We start from the raw sequence: 18,382 nt of genomic DNA on the forward strand, positions 1-18,382 counted from the left end.
GCTTGCCTGAGATCACACTGTGGAGGCCGGGCAATCCTGATAACGTCCACGTTGAATGCACAGAAAACGTCCTGCGCGCACGGCCTGGTCGTTTCCGATCAGTGAAGGACCCCCGCAGATGAGCCACCCGTTCAACCAGGACCAGCCCCAGCAGTACGACCAGGACGGCCTGCCGATCACCGGCGGCAGCACCGCATGGGGCGCCCCACAGCAGCAGTACCAGCAGCCCCAGTACGGCCAGCCGCAGTACCAGCAGCCGGCCTACCAGCAGCCCCAGTACGGAGTGCAGCAGCAGCCGATGTACGGCATGGCCCCCGGCTACCCGGTGGCCCAGAAGTCCATGGTGGCGGCCGCCCTCCTGGCGTTCTTCCTGGGCACCCTCGGCGTGCACAACTTCTACCTCGGCCACACCGGCCGCGGCATCGCCCAGCTGGCGATGACAATCATCGGCTGGATGACCGCCATCATCGCCATCGGTTTCGTTCTCATCGCCATCGTGGGCATCTGGGTGTTCATCGACTTCATCATGATCCTCATGCGCAGCGGCTCCATGGCGCGTGACGCCAACGGCGTTCCGCTGTCCTGACCCGGTCACGTCCCGGCCCCGTCACCTCCCGGTGGCGGGGCCGTCGGCGTTGTAGCTCGCCGGTGGCCCACTGCTAGCCTGAACGCCATGCAGCTCTCCTTCGACGAACCGTTCACCGAACGCACCCCGCGCGTGGTCAACGCCGCCAAACTCCACCGCGCCGCCGCCCGGAAGAAGGCGGGCGCCTTCATCGTCGAGGGGGAGAACGCCGTCGAGGCGGCCGTGTCCACCGGGGCGGCCACGGACGTGTTCGTCACGGAGTCGGCGGCGCAGCGCTTCTCCGACATCGTCACCACCGCCGGCTACCTCAACGTGTTCCTCCACCCGATCACCGACCGCGCGGCGAAGTCGATGTCGGACACCGTCACCACCACCGGACTGTTCGCCGTGTGCGAGCCGGTGCTGTGGACCGTCGGCCGGGCCATCAAGGGCCGCCCGACGCTCGTGTCCGTCCCGGTGGAGACCAGCGACCCGGGCAATGCCGGCACCCTCATCCGGGTCTCCGACGCGATGGGTGCGGACGCGGTCGTCTTCGCCGGGGAGACCGTCGACCCACAGTCGAGCAAGGCCGCCCGTGCCTCGGCCGGGTCCCTGTTCCACCTGCCGGTGGCGCGGAACATCGGGGTCAAAGACGTGCTCGGCCAGGTCCGGAAGGCCGGGCTGCAGATACTCGCGACCTCCGTTGACGGGGAGGTCGACCTCGACGACGCCGAGGAGCTGCTGGAGAAGCCGACCGCCTGGCTGTTCGGCAACGAGGCCCACGGGCTGGGGGAGGAGCTGCTCGCCCAAGCCGACCACCGGGTGCGCATCCCCATCCGGGGCCGGGCGGAATCGCTCAACCTGGCCACGGCGGCGTCGATCTGCCTCTACGAGTCGGCGCGCGCCCAGGCCCGGGCCAGCGCCCGGAGCAGGCAGGCCCGGGGAAACGACGACGACTGATCCGGGTATGCTGTACGGGTCACACGAGCGTCCACCGCGCTCACGCATCTAGGGAAGGGTTCGGGTAAGGCCACGTGTCTGAGACTCCAGCAATTGAACTGACCGAGGCGGGGCTGAACGCCGCCGCTGACCGTGCCGTCGCCGCCTTCGACGCCGCCACGGATCTCGAGTCCCTGGCTGTCGCCCGCCGTGACCACCTCAGCGACGAGGCGCCGATCCCGCAGGCGCGTCGTGCACTGGGCACGCTGCCCAAGGCGGACCGGAAGGACGCGGGCCGGCTGGTGAACATGGCGCGTGGGCGCGTCGAGAAGCACTACGCCGAGGTCGCGGAGCGGCTCGAGGCCCAGCACCGCGCGGCCCAGCTGGTGGCCGAGAAGGTCGACGTCACGGTGCCCACCACCCGGTCCCAGGCCGGGGCGCTGCACCCGATCACCTCGCTCATGGAGTCCATCTCCGACATCTTCCTCGGCATGGGCTGGGAGATCGCCGACGGCCCGGAAGTCGAGGCGGAGTACTTCAACTTCGACGCCCTCAATTTCCTGCCTGATCACCCGGCCCGCACCCTGCAGGACACCTTCCATGTCTCCGTGGAAGGCTCGAAGCAGGTCCTGCGCACCCACACCTCCCCGGTGCAGGTGCGCACCATGCTCGACCGTGACGTGCCGGTCTACATCGCCTGCCCGGGCCGGGTGTTCCGCACCGATGAGCTCGACGCCACCCACACCCCGGTGTTCCACCAGGTCGAGGGGCTGGCCGTGGACAAGGGGCTGACCATGGCGCACCTGCGTGGCACCCTCGATCACCTGGCCAAGACGCTGTTCGGTCCGGAGACGACGACGCGCATGCGCACCAACTACTTCCCGTTCACCGAGCCCTCCGCCGAGGTCGACGTGTGGTTCCCCAACAAGAAGGGCGGTGCCGGCTGGATCGAGTGGGGCGGCTGCGGCATGGTCAACCCGAACGTCCTACGCACCGTCGGCGTCGACCCGGAGGTCTACTCCGGTTTCGCGTTCGGCATGGGGCTCGAGCGCACCCTGCAGTTCCGCAACGGCCTGACCGACATGCGCGACATGGTGGAGGGCGACGCCCGCTTCACCCTGCCGTTCGGCATCGCCAAGTAACCACCCCGGTCCGACCGAGAAAGAGGAAACCACCATGCTTATCGCTCAGAACTGGGTGACCGGGCTCCTGCGCCACGCCAACCCCGACTTCGCCGTCAGCTCCGAGGATCTCGACGCCGGCTTCGTCCGCGTCGGCTTCGAGACCGAGGGCTACGAGCCCATCCCGGAGACCACCGGCCCGCTGGTCATCGGTGTGGTCAGGAACATCGAGGAACTGACGCAGTTCAAGAAGCCCATCCGCTACTGCAAGGTCGACGTCGGCGATGCCAACGATACGGGCGAGCTGCAGGGCATCGTCTGCGGTGCGCGCAACTTCGCCGAGGGTGACACTGTCGTCGTCTCGCTGCCCGGCGCCGAGCTGCCCGGCGGCTTCAGGATCGCCGCCCGCGAGACCTACGACCACGTCTCCGAGGGCATGATCTGCTCCGCGGCCGAGCTCGGCCTGGCCGACAAGCAGAACGCCGGCATCATCACCCTCGACCCGTCCTACGGCAATCCCGGCGACGACGCCCGCGAGGCACTCGGCCTGGGCGACACCGTCTTCGACGTCAACGTCACCCCGGACCGCGGCTACGCCCTGTCCGCCCGTGGCCTGACCCGCGAGATCGCCTCCGCCTTCGACCTCACCTACACCGACGTCGCCGAGGCACCCGAGGTCTCCGGCATCGACGTGTCCGGAGTGCCCGCGCCGACCGGCGAGCTGCTCGACATTGACGTACGCCCCGAGACGAAGGCCGTCCGCTTCGGGCTGCGCAAGGTCACCGGCATCAACCCGGCCGCCGAGTCGCCGTACTGGCTGCAGCGCGAGCTCATGCTCTCCGGCCAGCGCCCGGTCAACGCCGCCACCGACGTGACCAACTACATCATGCTGCTGCTCGGCCAGCCGATGCACGCCTTCGACGCGCAGCAGATCACCGGCGGCCTGATCGTCCGCAACGCGGCGGCGAGTGAGACCTTCGAGACCCTCGACCACATCACCCGCAACCTGCACGCCGAGGACGTGGTCATCTGCGACGAGACCGGCATCCAGTCGATGGCCGGCGTCATGGGCGGCACCCGCTCGGAGATCTCCGAGTCCACGACCGACGTCTACTTCGAGGCCGCGACCTGGGATCCGATCACCGTCGCCCGCACCTCGCGTCGCCACAAGCTCTCCTCCGAGGCGTCCCGCCGCTTCGAGCGCGGCGTCGACCCGGCTGTCGTCGAGGTGGCCCTCGACATGGCGTGCGCCCTGCTTGTCGACATCGCCGGCGGCACCGTCGAGCCCGCCCGCACCGTCGTCGGCGAGGTACCGACCCCGTCCACGATCACCCTGCGCGTGACCCACCCCTCCGAGCTCGTCGGCGTGGACTACGACCGCGACACCGTCATCCGTCGCCTCGAGGAGGTCGGCTGCACCGTGGAGGTGTCCGCCTGCGGCGGCAAGCTCGACGTCACCCCGCCGACCTGGCGCACCGACATCAGCATGCCCGAGGACCTCATCGAGGAGATCATGCGGCTTGAGGGCCTCGAGGACATCCCGCTGGTGCTGCCGACCCCGGTCGGTGGCCGCGGACTGACCCCGGCCCAGTTGCGTCGCCGGGCCGTCGGGCACGCCCTGGCCTACCACGGGTACGCCGAGATCCTGCCGAGCCCGTTCATCGCGGGTGACACCTTCGACGTCTGGGGCCTGGCCGCCGATGACGAGCGCCGTCGCGCCGTCACCGTCCAGAACCCGCTCGAGGCGGACCGGGCGATCCTGGGCACCACGCTCCTGCCGTCGATGCTCGACTCCCTGGCCCGCAACGTGGCCCGCGGTCGCACCGACATCTCCCTGTTCGGCCTGCAGCAGGTCTCCTTCGCCCGTGCCGAGACCTCGCCGATGCCCTCGGTCGCCGCCCGCCTGTCCGATGAGGAGCTCACCGAGGTCCTCGACTCCCTGCCGTACCAGCCGCTGCACGTGGCCACCGTGGGTTCCGGCAACATCGAGTTCGCGGGCCCCTGGGGTGCCGGACGCGCCTACACCTATGCCGACGCCATCGAGTCCGCCCGGATCGTCGCCCGTGCGGCGGGTGTGGAACTGGACGTCACCTCGGCGGAGGAACTGCCGTGGCACCCGGGCCGTTGCGCCGCACTCGTGGTGGACGGCACGGTGGTCGGCCACGCCGGTGAGCTGCACCCGCAGGTCATCGAGGCCCTCGGCCTGCCTGAGCGCACCTGCGCCATGGAGCTGGATCTCACGGCCCTGCCGCTGGAGGAGACCTTCCCGGCACCCGTCCTGTCCTCCTTCCCGGCCCTGCACCAGGACATCGCGCTCGTCGTCGACGAGAACATCCCGGCGGAGGAGGTCCGTCGCGTCGTGGTCGAGGGCGCCGGCGACCTGCTCGAGGACGTCGAACTCTTCGACATCTACCGGTCCGACGCGCTCGGTGAGGGACGTAAGTCTCTGGCGTTCTCCCTGCTCTTCCGCGCCGGCGACCGGACGCTGACCGACGAAGAGGCCAACGAGCACCGGCTCAAGGCCGCTGAGCTGGCCAAGGAACGTCTCGGCGCTGACATGCGCGCGTGAGTGACCGCGATCACATAGCATGAGGGGCACAACGTCATTCACCTCCTGAAAGGTTGCCCCGCATGCGATCCGCCCTCACCGCACTGTCCACCGCCACCCTCGCCGCTGGCCTCATGGTCGCCGGCGCCGGAGCGGCGAACGCCCAGGATGCCCGCCAGTTCACCAACGCCGCCGGCGACGTCCGCTGCGAGGTCCTCACCTTCGAGGGGGGCCCGTACGTCAACTGCGTGAGCGAGCGCGCCCGGGCCTCGAAGCCGGAGTGCAACCCGCCGAACGAGCTCATCCCCTCGGTGCGTGTGTACCGCGGTGAGACCCACGCCGGATGCTGGAACCAGGGACTCGTCGGCGCCCCGCAGAAGCTGGGGCCCGGCCAGTTCGGTCAGGCTCATGGCGTGACGGTCGTGGCGGACCCACTGGGTAACCTGCACGTCTTCGTCGGGGCCGGGTACGCCGCTTTCGCCGGCAACACCGTTGGCGGACCGCAGGCGATGAGCAGCGCTTCCTCATTCTGATCCTTACACGCGCCGGCTGCATACTTTTCACCCGACTGCATAAATGGTAGGGTGGGTCGTATGACATTCACGGTAGCGGTAGCAGGTGCCTCCGGATACGCGGGCGGGGAGATCCTCCGCCTGCTCCTGAGTCACCCCCTGTACCTGTCCGGCGAGCTGAGCATCGGCGCCCTGACCGCGGGGTCCTCCGCGGGCACCCCGGTGGCTGAGCTCATGCCCCACCTCCCGCAGCTGGCGGACCGTCAGCTCGAGGACACCACGCCTGAGGTCCTTGCCGGACATGACGTGGTGTTCCTGGCCCTGCCGCACGGTCACTCCGCCGAGATCGGTCGCGTCCTCTCCGAGGACACGGTGGTCATCGACTGCGCCGCGGACTTCCGCCTGCAGGACGCGGGGGAGTGGGACCACTACTACGGCGGCGAACACGCGGGCACCTGGCCCTACGGCATCCCCGAGATGCCCGGCCACCGCGAACAGCTCTCCGGTGCCCGGCGCATCGCCGTGCCGGGCTGTTTCCCCACCGGCGCCACCCTCGCGGCGCTTCCGGCCGTCGCCGCCGGTCTGGTCACCCCGGACGTCGCGTTCGTGTCCGTCACCGGTGTCTCCGGAGCCGGCAAGAAGGCGTCCGTCGCCCTGCTCGGCTCGGAGACGATGGGCAACCTCAAGGCCTACAACACCGCCGGCAAGCACCGGCACACCCCGGAGATCACCCAGAACCTCGCCGAGGTCACTGACGCCGAGGTCACCGTGAGCTTCACCCCGGTCCTCGCACCGCTGCCCCGGGGCATCCTCACCACCGCCACCGCGCCGCTGGTGGAGGGTGTCACCCAGGAGGCGGCCTACGAGACCTACCGCGCCTTCTACGCCGACGAGCCCTTCGTCCACCTCCTGCCGGCCGGCCAGCAGCCGCAGACCCAGAACGTCGTGGGCACCAACATGTGCCACGTCCAGGTCGAGGTGGACGAGCGATCGGGGCGACTGCTGGTCACCTCGGTCATCGACAACCTCACCAAGGGCACCGGCGGCGCGGCCGTCCAGTGCATGAACCTGGCCCTCGGGCTCGACGAGACCGCCGGCCTCCCGCAGGCCGCCGTCGCCCCCTGACCTCACCCCAGCGAAGGACACACCCATGAGCTCCACCGGTATCACCGCCCCGGCCGGTTTCACCGCCGCGGCCACCACCGCAGGCATCAAGCCCTCCGGCAACCCCGACATGGCCCTGGTGGTCAACACCGGCCCCGAGTACCACGCGGCCGCCGTGTTCACCCGCAACCGGGTCGTCGCCTCACCCGTGAAGGTCTCCCGCGAGGCCGTCGCCGACGGCCGGATCCGCGCGGTGCTGTTCAACGCCGGAAACGCCAACGCCTGCAACGGCGCCCAGGGTGACCGCGACGCCGCCGCCGCCGTCGAGCAGGTGGCGCAGCTTCTCGACGTCGCCCCCGCGGACGTCGGCGTCTGTTCCACCGGACTTATCGGTGAACCGATGCCGATGGACAAGGTGCACGCGGGCGTCGAGACGCTCGCAGGTGACCTCGGGGACCACGGTGAGGATGCCGCAGTGGCGATCATGACCACCGACCTGGTGAAGAAGGAGACGGTGGTCAACGCCGAGGGCTGGACTCTGGGCGGTATGGGCAAAGGCGTCGGCATGATGAGCCCGTCCCTGGCCACGATGCTCGTGTGCCTGACCACGGATGCCTCCGCCACCCCGGAGATGCTCGACGAGGCGCTGCGCGCGGCGTCGAAGGTCACCTTCGACACCCTCGACATCGACGGTTCCACCTCGACGAACGACACCGTCTTCCTGCTCGCCTCCGGCGCCTCCGGCGTCACCCCGACCCAGGCGGAGCTCAACGCCGCCGTCCTGCAGGCCAGCGAGGACATCGCCCGGCAGATGCAGGCCGACGCCGAGGGTGTGACCAAGCGCGTCACCGTCACCGTCGAGGGCACCTCCACCGACGAGCAGGCCGTCAACGCCGCCCGCACCCTGGCCCGCGACAACCTGTTCAAGTGCGCGATGTTCGGCTCCGACCCCAACTGGGGCCGCGTCCTCGCCGCCGTCGGCATGGCCGACGCCGACATGGACCCCGACCACATCTCCGTGTACTTCAACCGTCACGCCGTGTGTGAGAACACCACCGGCACCCCGGACGCCCGCGAGGTCGACCTGTCCGGTGCGGACATCGACGTCCTGGTCAACCTCGGCGTGGACGGGCCCGGACGGGCGACGGTGCGCACCACGGACCTGTCCCACGACTACGTCCACATCAACTCCGCCTACTCGAGCTAGGAGCGGCATGGATACCCTCAAGAACCTGAGCAATGAGGCCCGGGCCCACGTCCTGGCCGAGGCCCTGCCGTGGCTGCAGCACTTCCGCGACAAGATCGTCGTGGTCAAGTACGGCGGCAACGCCATGATCGACGAGGACCTCAAGGCCGCCTTCGCCGCCGACATGGTCTTCCTGCGCACCGTCGGCGCCAAGCCGGTCGTCGTCCACGGCGGTGGCCCGCAGATCTCCGCGATGCTCAAGCGCGTCGGCCTCGACGGTGAGTTCAAGGGCGGCTTCCGGGTGACCACCCCGGAGGTCATGGAGATCGTCCGCATGGTGCTCTTCGGCCAGGTGGGCCGCGACCTCGTCGGCCTCATCAACTCGCACGGCCCCTACGCGGTGGGCACCTCCGGTGAGGACGCCGGCCTGTTCACCGCCCGCAAACGGCTGGTCGACGTCGGGGGAGTGCCCACCGACATCGGCCTCGTCGGCGACATCGTCGACGTCAACCCCGAGGCGCTCATGGACATCATCGACGCCGGCCGCATCCCGGTCGTCTCCACCATCGCCCCGGGCGAGGACGGCGAGGTGTACAACATCAACGCCGACACCGCCGCCGGAGCCCTGGCCGAGGCCATCGGCGCCGAGCGTCTGCTCATCCTCACCAACGTCGAGGGCCTGTACACCGACTGGCCGAACCGGGACTCATTGGTGTCGAAGATCCTCACCACCGAACTCGAGCAGATCCTGCCCGGCCTGGACTCCGGCATGATCCCCAAGATGGAGTCCTGCCTGCGCGCCGTCCAGGGCGGGGTGTCCGCGGCGCATGTCATCGATGGCCGCTTCGCCCACTCCGTCATCCTCGAGCTGCTGACCATGGGCGGAATCGGCACCATGGTGCTGCCCGACAACTACGACCGCGGGAACTACCCCGAGGGCACCGTCTTCCGGAAGGACTCCCCGAATGAGTGACGCACTGAACCAGTGGAACCAGGTGCTCATGAACAACTACGGCACCCCGCCCGTGGAGCTGGTCTCCGGCCGCGGCGCAACGGTCATCGACGCCCAGGGTCGCGCCCACATCGACATGCTCGCCGGCATCGCGGTCAACGCCCTCGGGCACGCCCACCCGGCGATCATCGACGCCGTCACCGAGCAGCTGTCCACCCTCGGCCACGTGTCCAACCTCTTCGCCTCCGAGCCGGTCATCCGCGCCGCGACTGCCCTCAAGGAGAAGGTCGGCGACGACTCCACCCGGGTGTTCTTCTGCAACTCCGGCGGTGAAGCCAACGAAGCCGCCTTCAAGCTGGCGCGCCTGACCGGCCGGTCCCGGGTGCTCGCCGCCGTCGACGGCTTCCACGGCCGCACCATGGGCTCCCTCGCGCTGACCGGGCAGCCCGCGAAGCGTAAGCCCTTCGAGCCGCTGCCCTCGGGTGTGGAGTTCTACCCCTACGGCGACATCGACTACCTCACCGCCCTGGTGGAGACGAACCCCTCCGACACCGCCGCGATCTTCCTCGAACCCGTCCAGGGCGAGACCGGTGTCATTCCCGCCCCGGCGGGCTTCCTCACCGCGGTCCGTGAGCTGTGTGACGCCCACGGCATCCTCATGGTCGTCGACGAGGTCCAGACCGGCGTCGGCCGCACCGGTGACTTCTTCGCCTTCCAGCACGAGGGCGTCCTGCCCGACGTGATCACCATGGCCAAGGGCCTCGGTGCCGGCATCCCCATCGGCGCCACCCTCGCCCGGGGCAGGGCGGCGACCCTGTTCGAACCGGGCGCCCACGGCACCACCTTCGGCGGCAACCCCGTCGCGTGCGCCGCCGCCAACGCGGTGCTCGGCATCATTGACGACGCGTTCTGCGCCGACGTCGCCCGCAAGGGCGAGGTCCTCGCGGGCAAGATCGCGCAGATCCCCGGGGTCGTCGAGGTCCGCGGCCGCGGGCTCATGCTCGGCGTGGTGCTTGACCGCAGCGTCGCCAAGCAGGCGGTGACCGCCGGCCTCGACCACGGCCTCATCCTCAACGCACCGAGTGACACCGTCATCCGCCTCACCCCCCCGCTGATCATCAGCGACGAGGAGATCGGCCAGGCCGTCGACTCACTCACCGACCTGCTCACCACCCTCACCAAGGAGGCCTGACCATGACCACCCCGAACGTGCGGCACTTCCTCGCCGACGACGACCTCACCCCCGCCGAGCAGGCCGAGGTGCTCACCCTCGCCGCCGAGCTGAAGAAGGCGCCGCTGTCCAGGCGTCCCCTTGAGGGCCCGCTGTCGGTGGCGGTCCTGTTCGACAAGACCTCCACCCGCACCCGCTTCTCCTTCGACGCCGGCATCGCCCACCTCGGCGGGCACGCCATCGTCGTCGACTCCGGGAATACCCAGATGGGCAAGGGTGAGACCTACCAGGACACCGGCGCCGTGCTCTCCCGCTACGTCGAGGCGATCGTGTGGCGCACCTACGCCCACCAGAACTTCCACGAGCTCGCCGAGACCGCGACGGTGCCCGTCATCAACTCGCTGTCCGATGATCTCCACCCCTGCCAGATCCTCGCCGACCTCCAGACCTGCGTGGAGAATCTCTGCCCGGAGCAGGGCCCGGCCGGCCTGGCGGGGAAGAAGGCCGTCTACCTCGGTGACGGCAACAACAACATGGCCAACTCGTACATGATCGGTTTCGCCACCGCCGGCATGGACATCGCGATCATCTCGCCGGAGGGTTTCCAGCCGGAGGAGAAGTTCGTCGACCGCGCCCGCCGCCGGGCCGCGGAGACCGGGGCGACCGTCACCGTCACCGACGACACCGCCGCGGTCGCCGGCGCGGACGTGGTCATCACCGACACCTGGGTGTCCATGGGGCAGGAGGCCGACGGCAAGGACCGTCGTACCCCGTTCCTGCCGTACCAGGTCACCGCCGACCTCATGGCACAGGCCGCCGAGGACGCCATCTTCCTCCACTGCCTGCCCGCCTACCGCGGCAACGAGGTCACCGCCGAGGTCATCGACGGCCCCGCCTCCCGTGTCTTCGACGAGGCCGAGAACCGCCTCCACGCCCAGAAGGCGCTCATGGTGTGGCTGCTGGAGAACCAGCCCGCCGCCGGGGCGGATCCCCGATGACCACCCCGGCCACCCGCGCCGCCCGGCAGGCGAAGATCCTGGAGATCCTGGCTAAGACCCGGGTCTCCAGCCAGGTTCAGCTCTCCGAGCTGCTGCTCGACGAGGGCTTCGACATCACCCAGGCCACCCTGTCCCGGGACCTGGATGAACTCGGCGCCAAGAAGGTCCGCCCCGACAACGGGCGCGCCTACTACGTCGTCGGGCATGTCGAGCAGACCCTGGCGGAGCACCTCTCCGGTCCCCGGGAGAAGCTGCGCCGGATGCTCGACGAGCTCGTCGTCGCGGTCGACTCCTCCGGGAACACGACCGTGCTGCGCACCCCGCCGGGAGCGGCGCAGTACCTGGCCAGCTTCATCGACCGGGTCGGCCTCGACGAGGTCGTCGGCTCCATCGCCGGAGACGACACCATCTTCGTCCTCGCCCGCGAGCCGATGACCGGCCGCGAGCTGGGGGAGCTGCTCACCACCCGGTGAGCCCCCGGTATCCTCATAATCCGTAGAACCCATTAGATCCCCAAGGAGAATTTCCATGACTGCACGCGTCGTCCTCGCCTACTCCGGTGGCCTCGACACCTCCGTCGCCATCCCGTACCTGGCCAAGATGACCGGCGGCGAGGTTGTCGCCGTGTCCCTCGACCTCGGCCAGGGTGGGGAGGACATGGAGTCCGTGCGCCAGCGCGCCCTCGACTGCGGTGCCGTCGAGTCCATCGTCATCGACGCCCGCGACGAGTTCGCCGAGGAGTACTGCCTGCCCACCATCAAGGCCAACGGCATGTACATGAAGCAGTACCCGCTGGTCTCCGCGATCTCCCGCCCGTTGATCGTCAAGCACCTCGTCCAGGCCGCGGAGGAACACGGCGGTACCCACGTCTCCCACGGCTGCACCGGCAAGGGCAACGACCAGGTCCGTTTCGAGGTCGGTTTCCGCAACACCAACCCCGACCTGGAGATCATCGCCCCGGCCCGCGACTACGCCTGGACCCGCGACAAGGCCATCGCCTTCGCCGAGGAGATCGACCTGCCCATCGAGCAGTCCAAGTCCTCGCCGTTTTCCATCGACCAGAACGTGTGGGGCCGCGCCGTCGAGACCGGCTTCCTCGAGGACCTGTGGAACCCGCCGACCAAGGATCTCTACGCCTACACCGAGGACCCCTCCCTGGGTAACGCCCCAGACGAGCTCATCATTTCCTTCGAGGGTGGCAAGCCGGTCGCCATCGACGGCCGCCCCGTCACCGTCCTCGAGGCCATCGAGGAGCTCAACCGCCGCGGCGGTGCCCAGGGTGTCGGCCGCCTCGACATGGTCGAGGACCGCCTCGTGGGCATCAAGTCCCGCGAGATCTACGAGGCACCGGGTGCGATGGTCCTCATCAAGGCCCACGAGGCCCTCGAGGACGTCACCGTCGAGCGCGAGCTGGCCCGCTACAAGCGGCTCATCGACGCCCGCTGGTCCGAGGAGGTCTACGACGGCCTGTGGTTCGGCCCGCTCAAGCGCTCCCTCGACGCCTTCATCGACTCCACCCAGGAGCACGTCACCGGCGACATCCGCCTAGTCCTCCACGCCGGTACCATCACCGTCAACGGCCGCCGCTCCAACCACTCGCTCTACGACTTCAACCTGGCCACCTACGACACCGGCGACACCTTCGACCAGACCTCCGCGAAGGGATTCGTCGAGCTGCACGGCCTGTCCTCCAAGATCGCCAACCGCCGCGACCGCGAGGCCAAGTAGATGCAGGCGCACGGAACCAACGAGGGTGCCCTCTGGGGCGGCCGCTTCTCCGGCGGCCCCTCCGAGGCGATGTTCGCCCTGAGCGTGTCCACCCACTTCGACTGGGTGCTCGCCCCCTACGACGTGCTCGCCTCCCAGGCGCACGCCCGGGTGCTGCACTCCGCGGGTCTGCTCTCCGACGCCGACCTGGAGACCATGCTCGCCGGCCTCGATCAGCTCGGCCGTGACGTCGCCGACGGCACCTTCGGCCCGGAGCCCTCCGACGAGGACGTCCACGGCGCCATGGAACGTGGCCTCATCGACCGCGTCGGCCCCGAGGTCGGCGGCCGCCTGCGGGCGGGCCGTTCCCGCAACGACCAGGTTGCCACCCTGTTCCGCATGTGGGTCCGCGATGCGGTCCGCGCCATCGCCGTGGGTGTCACCGAGCTTGTCGACGCCCTCGTGGCCCAGGCCGAAGCCCACCCCGACGCCATCATGCCGGGCAAGACCCACTTCCAGGCCGCCCAGCCGGTCCTGCTCGCCCACCAGCTGCTGGCGCACGCCCAGCCGCTGCTGCGCGACATCGAGCGCATCCGCGACCTGGACAAGCGTCTCGCGGTGTCGCCCTACGGTTCCGGCGCTCTCGCCGGGTCCTCGCTGCAGCTCAACCCGGAGGCCATCGCCGCCGAACTCGGTTTCGACTCCGCGGCCGACAACTCCATCGACGCGACCTCCTCACGCGACTTCGCAGCCGAGACGGCCTACGTCCTCGCCCAGATCGCCGTGGACATGTCCCGCCTGGCCGAGGAGATCATCGCCTGGTGCACCCCGGAGTTCGGCTACGTCACCCTCGCCGACGCCTGGTCCACCGGCTCGTCGATCATGCCGCAGAAGAAGAACCCGGACGTCGCGGAACTGACCCGCGGCAAGACCGGCCGGCTCATCGGCAACCTCACCGGCCTCCTGGCCACCCTCAAGGCGCAGCCGCTGGCCTACAACCGCGACCTCCAGGAGGACAAGGAGCCCATCGTCGACTCCGTCGCGCAGCTCAACCTCCTGCTGCCGGCGATGACCGGACTGGTCTCCACGCTGACTTTCCACGAGGACCGCATGCGGGAACTGGCGCCGGCCGGTTTCACGCTGGCCACCGACCTGGCCGAGTGGATGGTGCGCGAGGGGGTCCCGTTCCGCGAGGCCCACGAGGCCTCCGGTGCCTGTGTCCGTCTTGCCGAGGCACGGGGTGTCGGCCTCGACGAGCTCACAGACGAGGAGCTGCGCGGCGTCGATACGCGACTGACCCCGGCGGTGCGTGAGGTGCTCACCATCGACGGCGCGGTGGCCTCCCGGGCCACCCGCGGCGGCACCGCCGGCGTCCGCGTCGCCGAACAGCGCGACCGTGTCGCCGAGGCGTCGAAGAACCACCTCGAGTGGGCGCAGACCCCGGTCCGCGGCTGATCCGGACCCGACGGCGGGCGGCGGCGAGAATGCCTCCGCCCGCCGTGGTGATCCCGCCGGTCGCTGCCTGCCCCGGGCAGGGCGGTGGGTAGGATGGGCACCCATGAGTCTCGATCCGAAGTTGTTGGAGGTCCTGGCCTGTCCGAAGGACAAGGGCCCGTTGACCTATCTGGCGGACCAGCAGGTCCTGGTGAACGAACGCCTCGGCCTCGCCTATCGCATCGACGACGGCATCCCCGTGATGCTCATCGACGAAGCGATCACCTGGCCTCCCACCAACTGACCCACGAAGGATCATCACCCCCATGAACATCATCGACGAGCTGACCTGGCGCGGCCTGATCAACCAGTCCACCGACCTGGACACCCTGCGCGAGGCCACCGACGCCGGCCCCATCACCCTCTACTGCGGCTTCGACCCGACCGGCCCGTCCCTGCACGCCGGGCACCTCGTGCCCCTGCTCATGCTGCGACGTTTCCAGCAGGCCGGCCACCGCCCCCTCGTTCTCGCCGGTGGCGCCACCGGCATGATCGGCGACCCCCGCGACGTCGGCGAGCGCTCCATGAACTCCGCAGACACCGTCGCCGACTGGTCCGAGCGGATCTCCGGCCAGCTGTCTCGTTTCGTCTCCTTCGACGGGGACAACGCGGCCCAGCTGGTCAACAACAACGACTGGACCGCCGACATGTCGGTCATCACCTTCCTGCGCGACGTGGGCAAGCACTTCCCGCTCAACACCATGCTCGCCCGTGACACCGTCAAGCGACGCCTGGAGAACGACGGCATCTCCTACACCGAGTTCTCCTACATGCTGCTGCAGGCCAACGACTTCGTTCAGCTGCGCCGTACCTACGACTGTGTTCTCCAGGTCGGCGGTGGCGACCAGTGGGGCAACCTCGTCGCCGGTGTCGACCTCAACCGACGCATGGACGGCGAAACCGTCCACGCACTCACTGTCCCACTGGTCACCGACTCCGAGGGCAAGAAGTTCGGCAAGTCCACCGGTGGCGGGTCCCTGTGGCTCGACCCGGAGATGACCAGCCCGTACACCTGGTACCAGTACTTCATCAACGCCTCCGACGCCGACGTCATCCGCTACCTGCGTTGGTTCACCTTCCTCACCCAGGAGGAGCTCGCTGAGCTCGAGGTCGAGGTCGCCGAGCGCCCCTTCAAGCGTGAGGCCCAGAAGCGCCTGGCCCGGGAGATGACCAACCTCGTCCACGGCGAGGCAGCCACCGAGGCCGTCGAACTCGCCGCCCAGGCCCTGTTCGGCCGCGCCGAGCTGGCGGACCTCGACGAGAAGACGCTGGCGTCCGCCGTCTCCGAGACCGAGGTGCTCGAGGTCGGGACAGGGGAGCCGCGCACGATCGTGGACATGCTCGTCGGCACCGGACTCTCCGATCTCGAAGGGTGCAGCCCGTCGCTCCGTCAAGGAGGGCGGCGTCTACGTGAACAACGTGAGGATCGAGTCCGAGGAGTGGGAGCCGGCCGCCGGAGACCTGCTCCACGGTTCCTGGCTCGTGCTGCGACGCGGCAAGAAGAACTTCGCCGGAGTGCGCGTGACCGCGTAGCCGATGACCGAGTTTGCCCGCGCTGACCTGCCGATTTGTCGAAGGTCGGGCGCGGGGCGTAACTTTGTCCAAGTCGCCGAGAGACACCGAGGGTTCACCGAGGAGTCGCGAGGATGACAGAGAGATGAACTGGAAGTTGACTTCTCCGGAAGACATCAACTAGAGTCGGATCTCCAGCCGTCACGACCGAGCCCGCAGGGGTGAGAGACTGGCGTGCGGATGTTGTGTGAGAACTCAATAGTGTGCCAATGTACTTTTGTTTTTTGATGATGATTGTGCTGGTCAACCCCCTGTAGCCGGTTTTATGCCGGTTGTGGGTGGTGCGTGCCGGGTGGTACCTGATGTTCACTTGGAATGGGTGCCACTGTAAACAACGCGCTGCAGGCTTTGTCTGTGGTGAGTGTTTCGGGTGCGGATGCAGCATTGGTCTCATCTGTTTTTTGTCACCTCAGGTGTCTGCTAATCCCCGTCGGGACAGGCACCGGTGGCCGGATCACCAGCTGATCCGCTCATACTGCTGTTTGTGGTGTGGGTGGTGTGGTGGTTCGTGATTTTTCGGACAATTGATGAATCATTTTTGAATCGTCGGTTGTTTGTTTTTGGTTGGGTTTGGGCTTTTCACAGCCTTTTTCTTCTATCAGAAGTTTTTTGTGGAGAGTTTGATCCTGGCTCAGGACGAACGCTGGCGGCGTGCTTAACACATGCAAGTCGAACGGAAAGGCCTTCAGCTTGCTGGGGGTACTCGAGTGGCGAACGGGTGAGTAACACGTGGGTGATCTGCCCTGCACTTCGGGATAAGCCTGGGAAACTGGGTCTAATACCGGATAGGACCCTCCTTTAGTGTGGGGGGTGGAAAGTTTTTTCGGTGCAGGATGAGCCCGCGGCCTATCAGCTTGTTGGTGGGGTAATGGCCTACCAAGGCGTCGACGGGTAGCCGGCCTGAGAGGGTGGACGGCCACATTGGGACTGAGATACGGCCCAGACTCCTACGGGAGGCAGCAGTGGGGAATATTGCACAATGGGCGCAAGCCTGATGCAGCGACGCCGCGTGGGGGATGACGGCCTTCGGGTTGTAAACCTCTTTCGACAGGGACGAAGCTTTTTGTGACGGTACCTGTATAAGAAGCACCGGCTAACTACGTGCCAGCAGCCGCGGTAATACGTAGGGTGCGAGCGTTGTCCGGAATTACTGGGCGTAAAGAGCTCGTAGGTGGTTTGTCGCGTCGTCTGTGAAATTCCGGGGCTTAACTCCGGGCGTGCAGGCGATACGGGCAATACTTGAGTGCTGTAGGGGAGACTGGAATTCCTGGTGTAGCGGTGAAATGCGCAGATATCAGGAGGAACACCAATGGCGAAGGCAGGTCTCTGGGCAGTAACTGACGCTGAGGAGCGAAAGCATGGGTAGCGAACAGGATTAGATACCCTGGTAGTCCATGCCGTAAACGGTGGGCGCTAGGTGTAGGGGTCTTCCACGACTTCTGTGCCGTAGCTAACGCATTAAGCGCCCCGCCTGGGGAGTACGGCCGCAAGGCTAAAACTCAAAGGAATTGACGGGGGCCCGCACAAGCGGCGGAGCATGTGGATTAATTCGATGCAACGCGAAGAACCTTACCTGGGCTTGACATACACCGGACCGGGCCAGAGATGGTCTTTCCCTTGTGGCTGGTGTACAGGTGGTGCATGGTTGTCGTCAGCTCGTGTCGTGAGATGTTGGGTTAAGTCCCGCAACGAGCGCAACCCTTGTCTTATGTTGCCAGCACGTAGAGGTGGGGACTCATGAGAGACTGCCGGGGTCAACTCGGAGGAAGGTGGGGATGACGTCAAATCATCATGCCCCTTATGTCCAGGGCTTCACACATGCTACAATGGTCGGTACAACGCGTCGCGACATCGTAAGGTGGAGCTAATCGCTGAAAGCCGGCCTCAGTTCGGATTGGGGTCTGCAACTCGACCCCATGAAGTCGGAGTCGCTAGTAATCGCAGATCAGCAACGCTGCGGTGAATACGTTCCCGGGCCTTGTACACACCGCCCGTCACGTCATGAAAGTTGGTAACACCCGAAGCCAGTGGCCCAACACTTTTGTGGGGGAGCTGTCGAAGGTGGGATCGGCGATTGGGACGAAGTCGTAACAAGGTAGCCGTACCGGAAGGTGCGGCTGGATCACCTCCTTTCTAAGGAGCATTAAAAAAGTCCCGTACCGCAGTAGCGGTGTCCGGGCATTTCGCTGGTTGGTGGTCGCGAGTGTTGACCCGCCGGCATCAATGTAATCGGGTGGACGCGTACCGTGTGGATGACCACAAATGAAGTGCGATCGTCAGTCAGAAAACTTTACCGGCTGCCCACTGTGTGGGTGGTGTGGGGTGCGTTGGCATGCTGTTGGGTGTCTGGGGCAACATTGTTCCCGGTGATCACCCCTGAACCAGGTCACACGCGGTTGTGTGTGGTGTGGGTGGGGTGGTGTGTTGTGTGAGAACTGTATAGTGGACGCGAGCATCTTTATTTTTTGTTTTGTGAGTAAGTCATGTTCACCAGTCGCATCGTCGGGTTCCCT

General features: G+C 67.4%; 14 protein-coding genes, 1 rRNA gene and 1 pseudogene. All 16 read left to right on the forward strand.

Going from position 1 to position 18,382, the window contains the following annotated elements; genetic code table 11:
• Positions 1 to 118: 118 nt before the first annotated feature.
• Positions 119 to 586, forward strand: coding sequence for a TM2 domain-containing protein (locus QP029_RS10455; protein WP_284874244.1), 468 nt, complete (start codon positions 119 to 121; stop codon positions 584 to 586).
• Positions 587 to 673: 87 nt separating this feature from the next.
• Positions 674 to 1,525, forward strand: coding sequence for a TrmH family RNA methyltransferase (locus QP029_RS10460; protein WP_284874245.1), 852 nt, complete (start codon positions 674 to 676; stop codon positions 1,523 to 1,525).
• 74 nt (positions 1,526 to 1,599) lie between these two features.
• On the forward strand, positions 1,600 to 2,646 hold the full coding sequence (gene pheS, locus QP029_RS10465; protein WP_284874246.1) for a phenylalanine--tRNA ligase subunit alpha: 1,047 nt from the start codon (positions 1,600 to 1,602) through the stop codon (positions 2,644 to 2,646).
• Between the two features lie 34 nt (positions 2,647 to 2,680).
• On the forward strand, positions 2,681 to 5,194 hold the full coding sequence (gene pheT / locus QP029_RS10470) for a phenylalanine--tRNA ligase subunit beta (RefSeq protein WP_284874247.1): 2,514 nt from the start codon (positions 2,681 to 2,683) through the stop codon (positions 5,192 to 5,194).
• Between the two features lie 62 nt (positions 5,195 to 5,256).
• A complete protein-coding gene (locus QP029_RS10475) occupies positions 5,257 to 5,706 on the forward strand; it encodes a hypothetical protein (protein WP_284874248.1) in 450 nt (149 codons plus the stop codon).
• A gap of 60 nt (positions 5,707 to 5,766) precedes the next feature.
• Entirely contained in the window at positions 5,767 to 6,810 is a 1,044-nt protein-coding gene (argC, locus tag QP029_RS10480; RefSeq protein ID WP_284874249.1) for an N-acetyl-gamma-glutamyl-phosphate reductase, read from the forward strand.
• A 25-nt stretch (positions 6,811 to 6,835) separates the two neighbouring features.
• A complete protein-coding gene (gene argJ / locus QP029_RS10485) occupies positions 6,836 to 7,996 on the forward strand; it encodes a bifunctional glutamate N-acetyltransferase/amino-acid acetyltransferase ArgJ (protein ID WP_284874250.1) in 1,161 nt (386 codons plus the stop codon).
• A 7-nt stretch (positions 7,997 to 8,003) separates the two neighbouring features.
• The gene (gene argB, locus QP029_RS10490; RefSeq protein WP_284874251.1) at positions 8,004 to 8,948 is read left to right on the forward strand and encodes an acetylglutamate kinase; all 945 of its coding nucleotides are present in this window, start codon (positions 8,004 to 8,006) and stop codon (positions 8,946 to 8,948) included.
• Complete coding sequence (locus tag QP029_RS10495) at positions 8,941 to 10,119, forward strand: acetylornithine transaminase (protein WP_284874252.1); 1,179 nt, start codon at positions 8,941 to 8,943, stop codon at positions 10,117 to 10,119. Before argB ends, QP029_RS10495 begins: the two co-directional genes overlap by 8 nt.
• A 2-nt stretch (positions 10,120 to 10,121) precedes the next feature.
• Positions 10,122 to 11,096 (forward strand): ornithine carbamoyltransferase, encoded by a 975-nt coding sequence (gene argF, locus QP029_RS10500; RefSeq protein WP_284874253.1) that lies wholly within the window; start codon positions 10,122 to 10,124, stop codon positions 11,094 to 11,096.
• Complete coding sequence (locus tag QP029_RS10505; RefSeq protein ID WP_284874254.1) at positions 11,093 to 11,569, forward strand: arginine repressor; 477 nt, start codon at positions 11,093 to 11,095, stop codon at positions 11,567 to 11,569. The genes argF and QP029_RS10505 overlap by 4 nt, the downstream gene beginning before the upstream one ends.
• A 55-nt stretch (positions 11,570 to 11,624) precedes the next feature.
• Complete coding sequence (locus QP029_RS10510) at positions 11,625 to 12,824, forward strand: argininosuccinate synthase (RefSeq protein ID WP_284874255.1); 1,200 nt, start codon at positions 11,625 to 11,627, stop codon at positions 12,822 to 12,824.
• Positions 12,825 to 14,258, forward strand: coding sequence for an argininosuccinate lyase (gene argH / locus QP029_RS10515; RefSeq protein WP_284874256.1), 1,434 nt, complete (start codon positions 12,825 to 12,827; stop codon positions 14,256 to 14,258).
• A gap of 103 nt (positions 14,259 to 14,361) precedes the next feature.
• A complete protein-coding gene (locus QP029_RS10520) occupies positions 14,362 to 14,541 on the forward strand; it encodes a Trm112 family protein (RefSeq protein WP_284874257.1) in 180 nt (59 codons plus the stop codon).
• A gap of 22 nt (positions 14,542 to 14,563) precedes the next feature.
• Positions 14,564 to 15,830 (forward strand): annotated as a pseudogene (gene tyrS, locus QP029_RS10525) (tyrosine--tRNA ligase).
• Between the two features lie 647 nt (positions 15,831 to 16,477).
• A 16S ribosomal RNA gene (locus QP029_RS10530) occupies positions 16,478 to 18,002 on the forward strand.
• Positions 18,003 to 18,382 lie beyond the last annotated feature (380 nt).

The organism is Corynebacterium suedekumii, from assembly GCF_030252185.1.
Lineage (GTDB): Bacteria > Actinomycetota > Actinomycetes > Mycobacteriales > Mycobacteriaceae > Corynebacterium > Corynebacterium suedekumii.

Excerpts from the sequence above, each read along its gene's own strand:
- QP029_RS10455 (WP_284874244.1), top strand. The coding sequence starts at position 119 with ATGAGCCACCCGTTCAACCAGGACCAGCCCCAGCAGTACGACCAGGAC.
- QP029_RS10460 (WP_284874245.1), top strand. The coding sequence starts at position 674 with ATGCAGCTCTCCTTCGACGAACCGTTCACCGAACGCACCCCGCGCGTG.
- pheT (WP_284874247.1), top strand. The coding sequence starts at position 2,681 with ATGCTTATCGCTCAGAACTGGGTGACCGGGCTCCTGCGCCACGCCAAC.
- QP029_RS10475 (WP_284874248.1), top strand. The coding sequence starts at position 5,257 with ATGCGATCCGCCCTCACCGCACTGTCCACCGCCACCCTCGCCGCTGGC.
- argC (WP_284874249.1), top strand. The coding sequence starts at position 5,767 with ATGACATTCACGGTAGCGGTAGCAGGTGCCTCCGGATACGCGGGCGGG.
- argJ (WP_284874250.1), top strand. The coding sequence starts at position 6,836 with ATGAGCTCCACCGGTATCACCGCCCCGGCCGGTTTCACCGCCGCGGCC.
- argB (WP_284874251.1), top strand. The coding sequence starts at position 8,004 with ATGGATACCCTCAAGAACCTGAGCAATGAGGCCCGGGCCCACGTCCTG.
- QP029_RS10495 (WP_284874252.1), top strand. The coding sequence starts at position 8,941 with ATGAGTGACGCACTGAACCAGTGGAACCAGGTGCTCATGAACAACTAC.
- argF (WP_284874253.1), top strand. The coding sequence starts at position 10,122 with ATGACCACCCCGAACGTGCGGCACTTCCTCGCCGACGACGACCTCACC.
- QP029_RS10505 (WP_284874254.1), top strand. The coding sequence starts at position 11,093 with ATGACCACCCCGGCCACCCGCGCCGCCCGGCAGGCGAAGATCCTGGAG.
- QP029_RS10510 (WP_284874255.1), top strand. The coding sequence starts at position 11,625 with ATGACTGCACGCGTCGTCCTCGCCTACTCCGGTGGCCTCGACACCTCC.
- argH (WP_284874256.1), top strand. The coding sequence starts at position 12,825 with ATGCAGGCGCACGGAACCAACGAGGGTGCCCTCTGGGGCGGCCGCTTC.
- QP029_RS10520 (WP_284874257.1), top strand. The coding sequence starts at position 14,362 with ATGAGTCTCGATCCGAAGTTGTTGGAGGTCCTGGCCTGTCCGAAGGAC.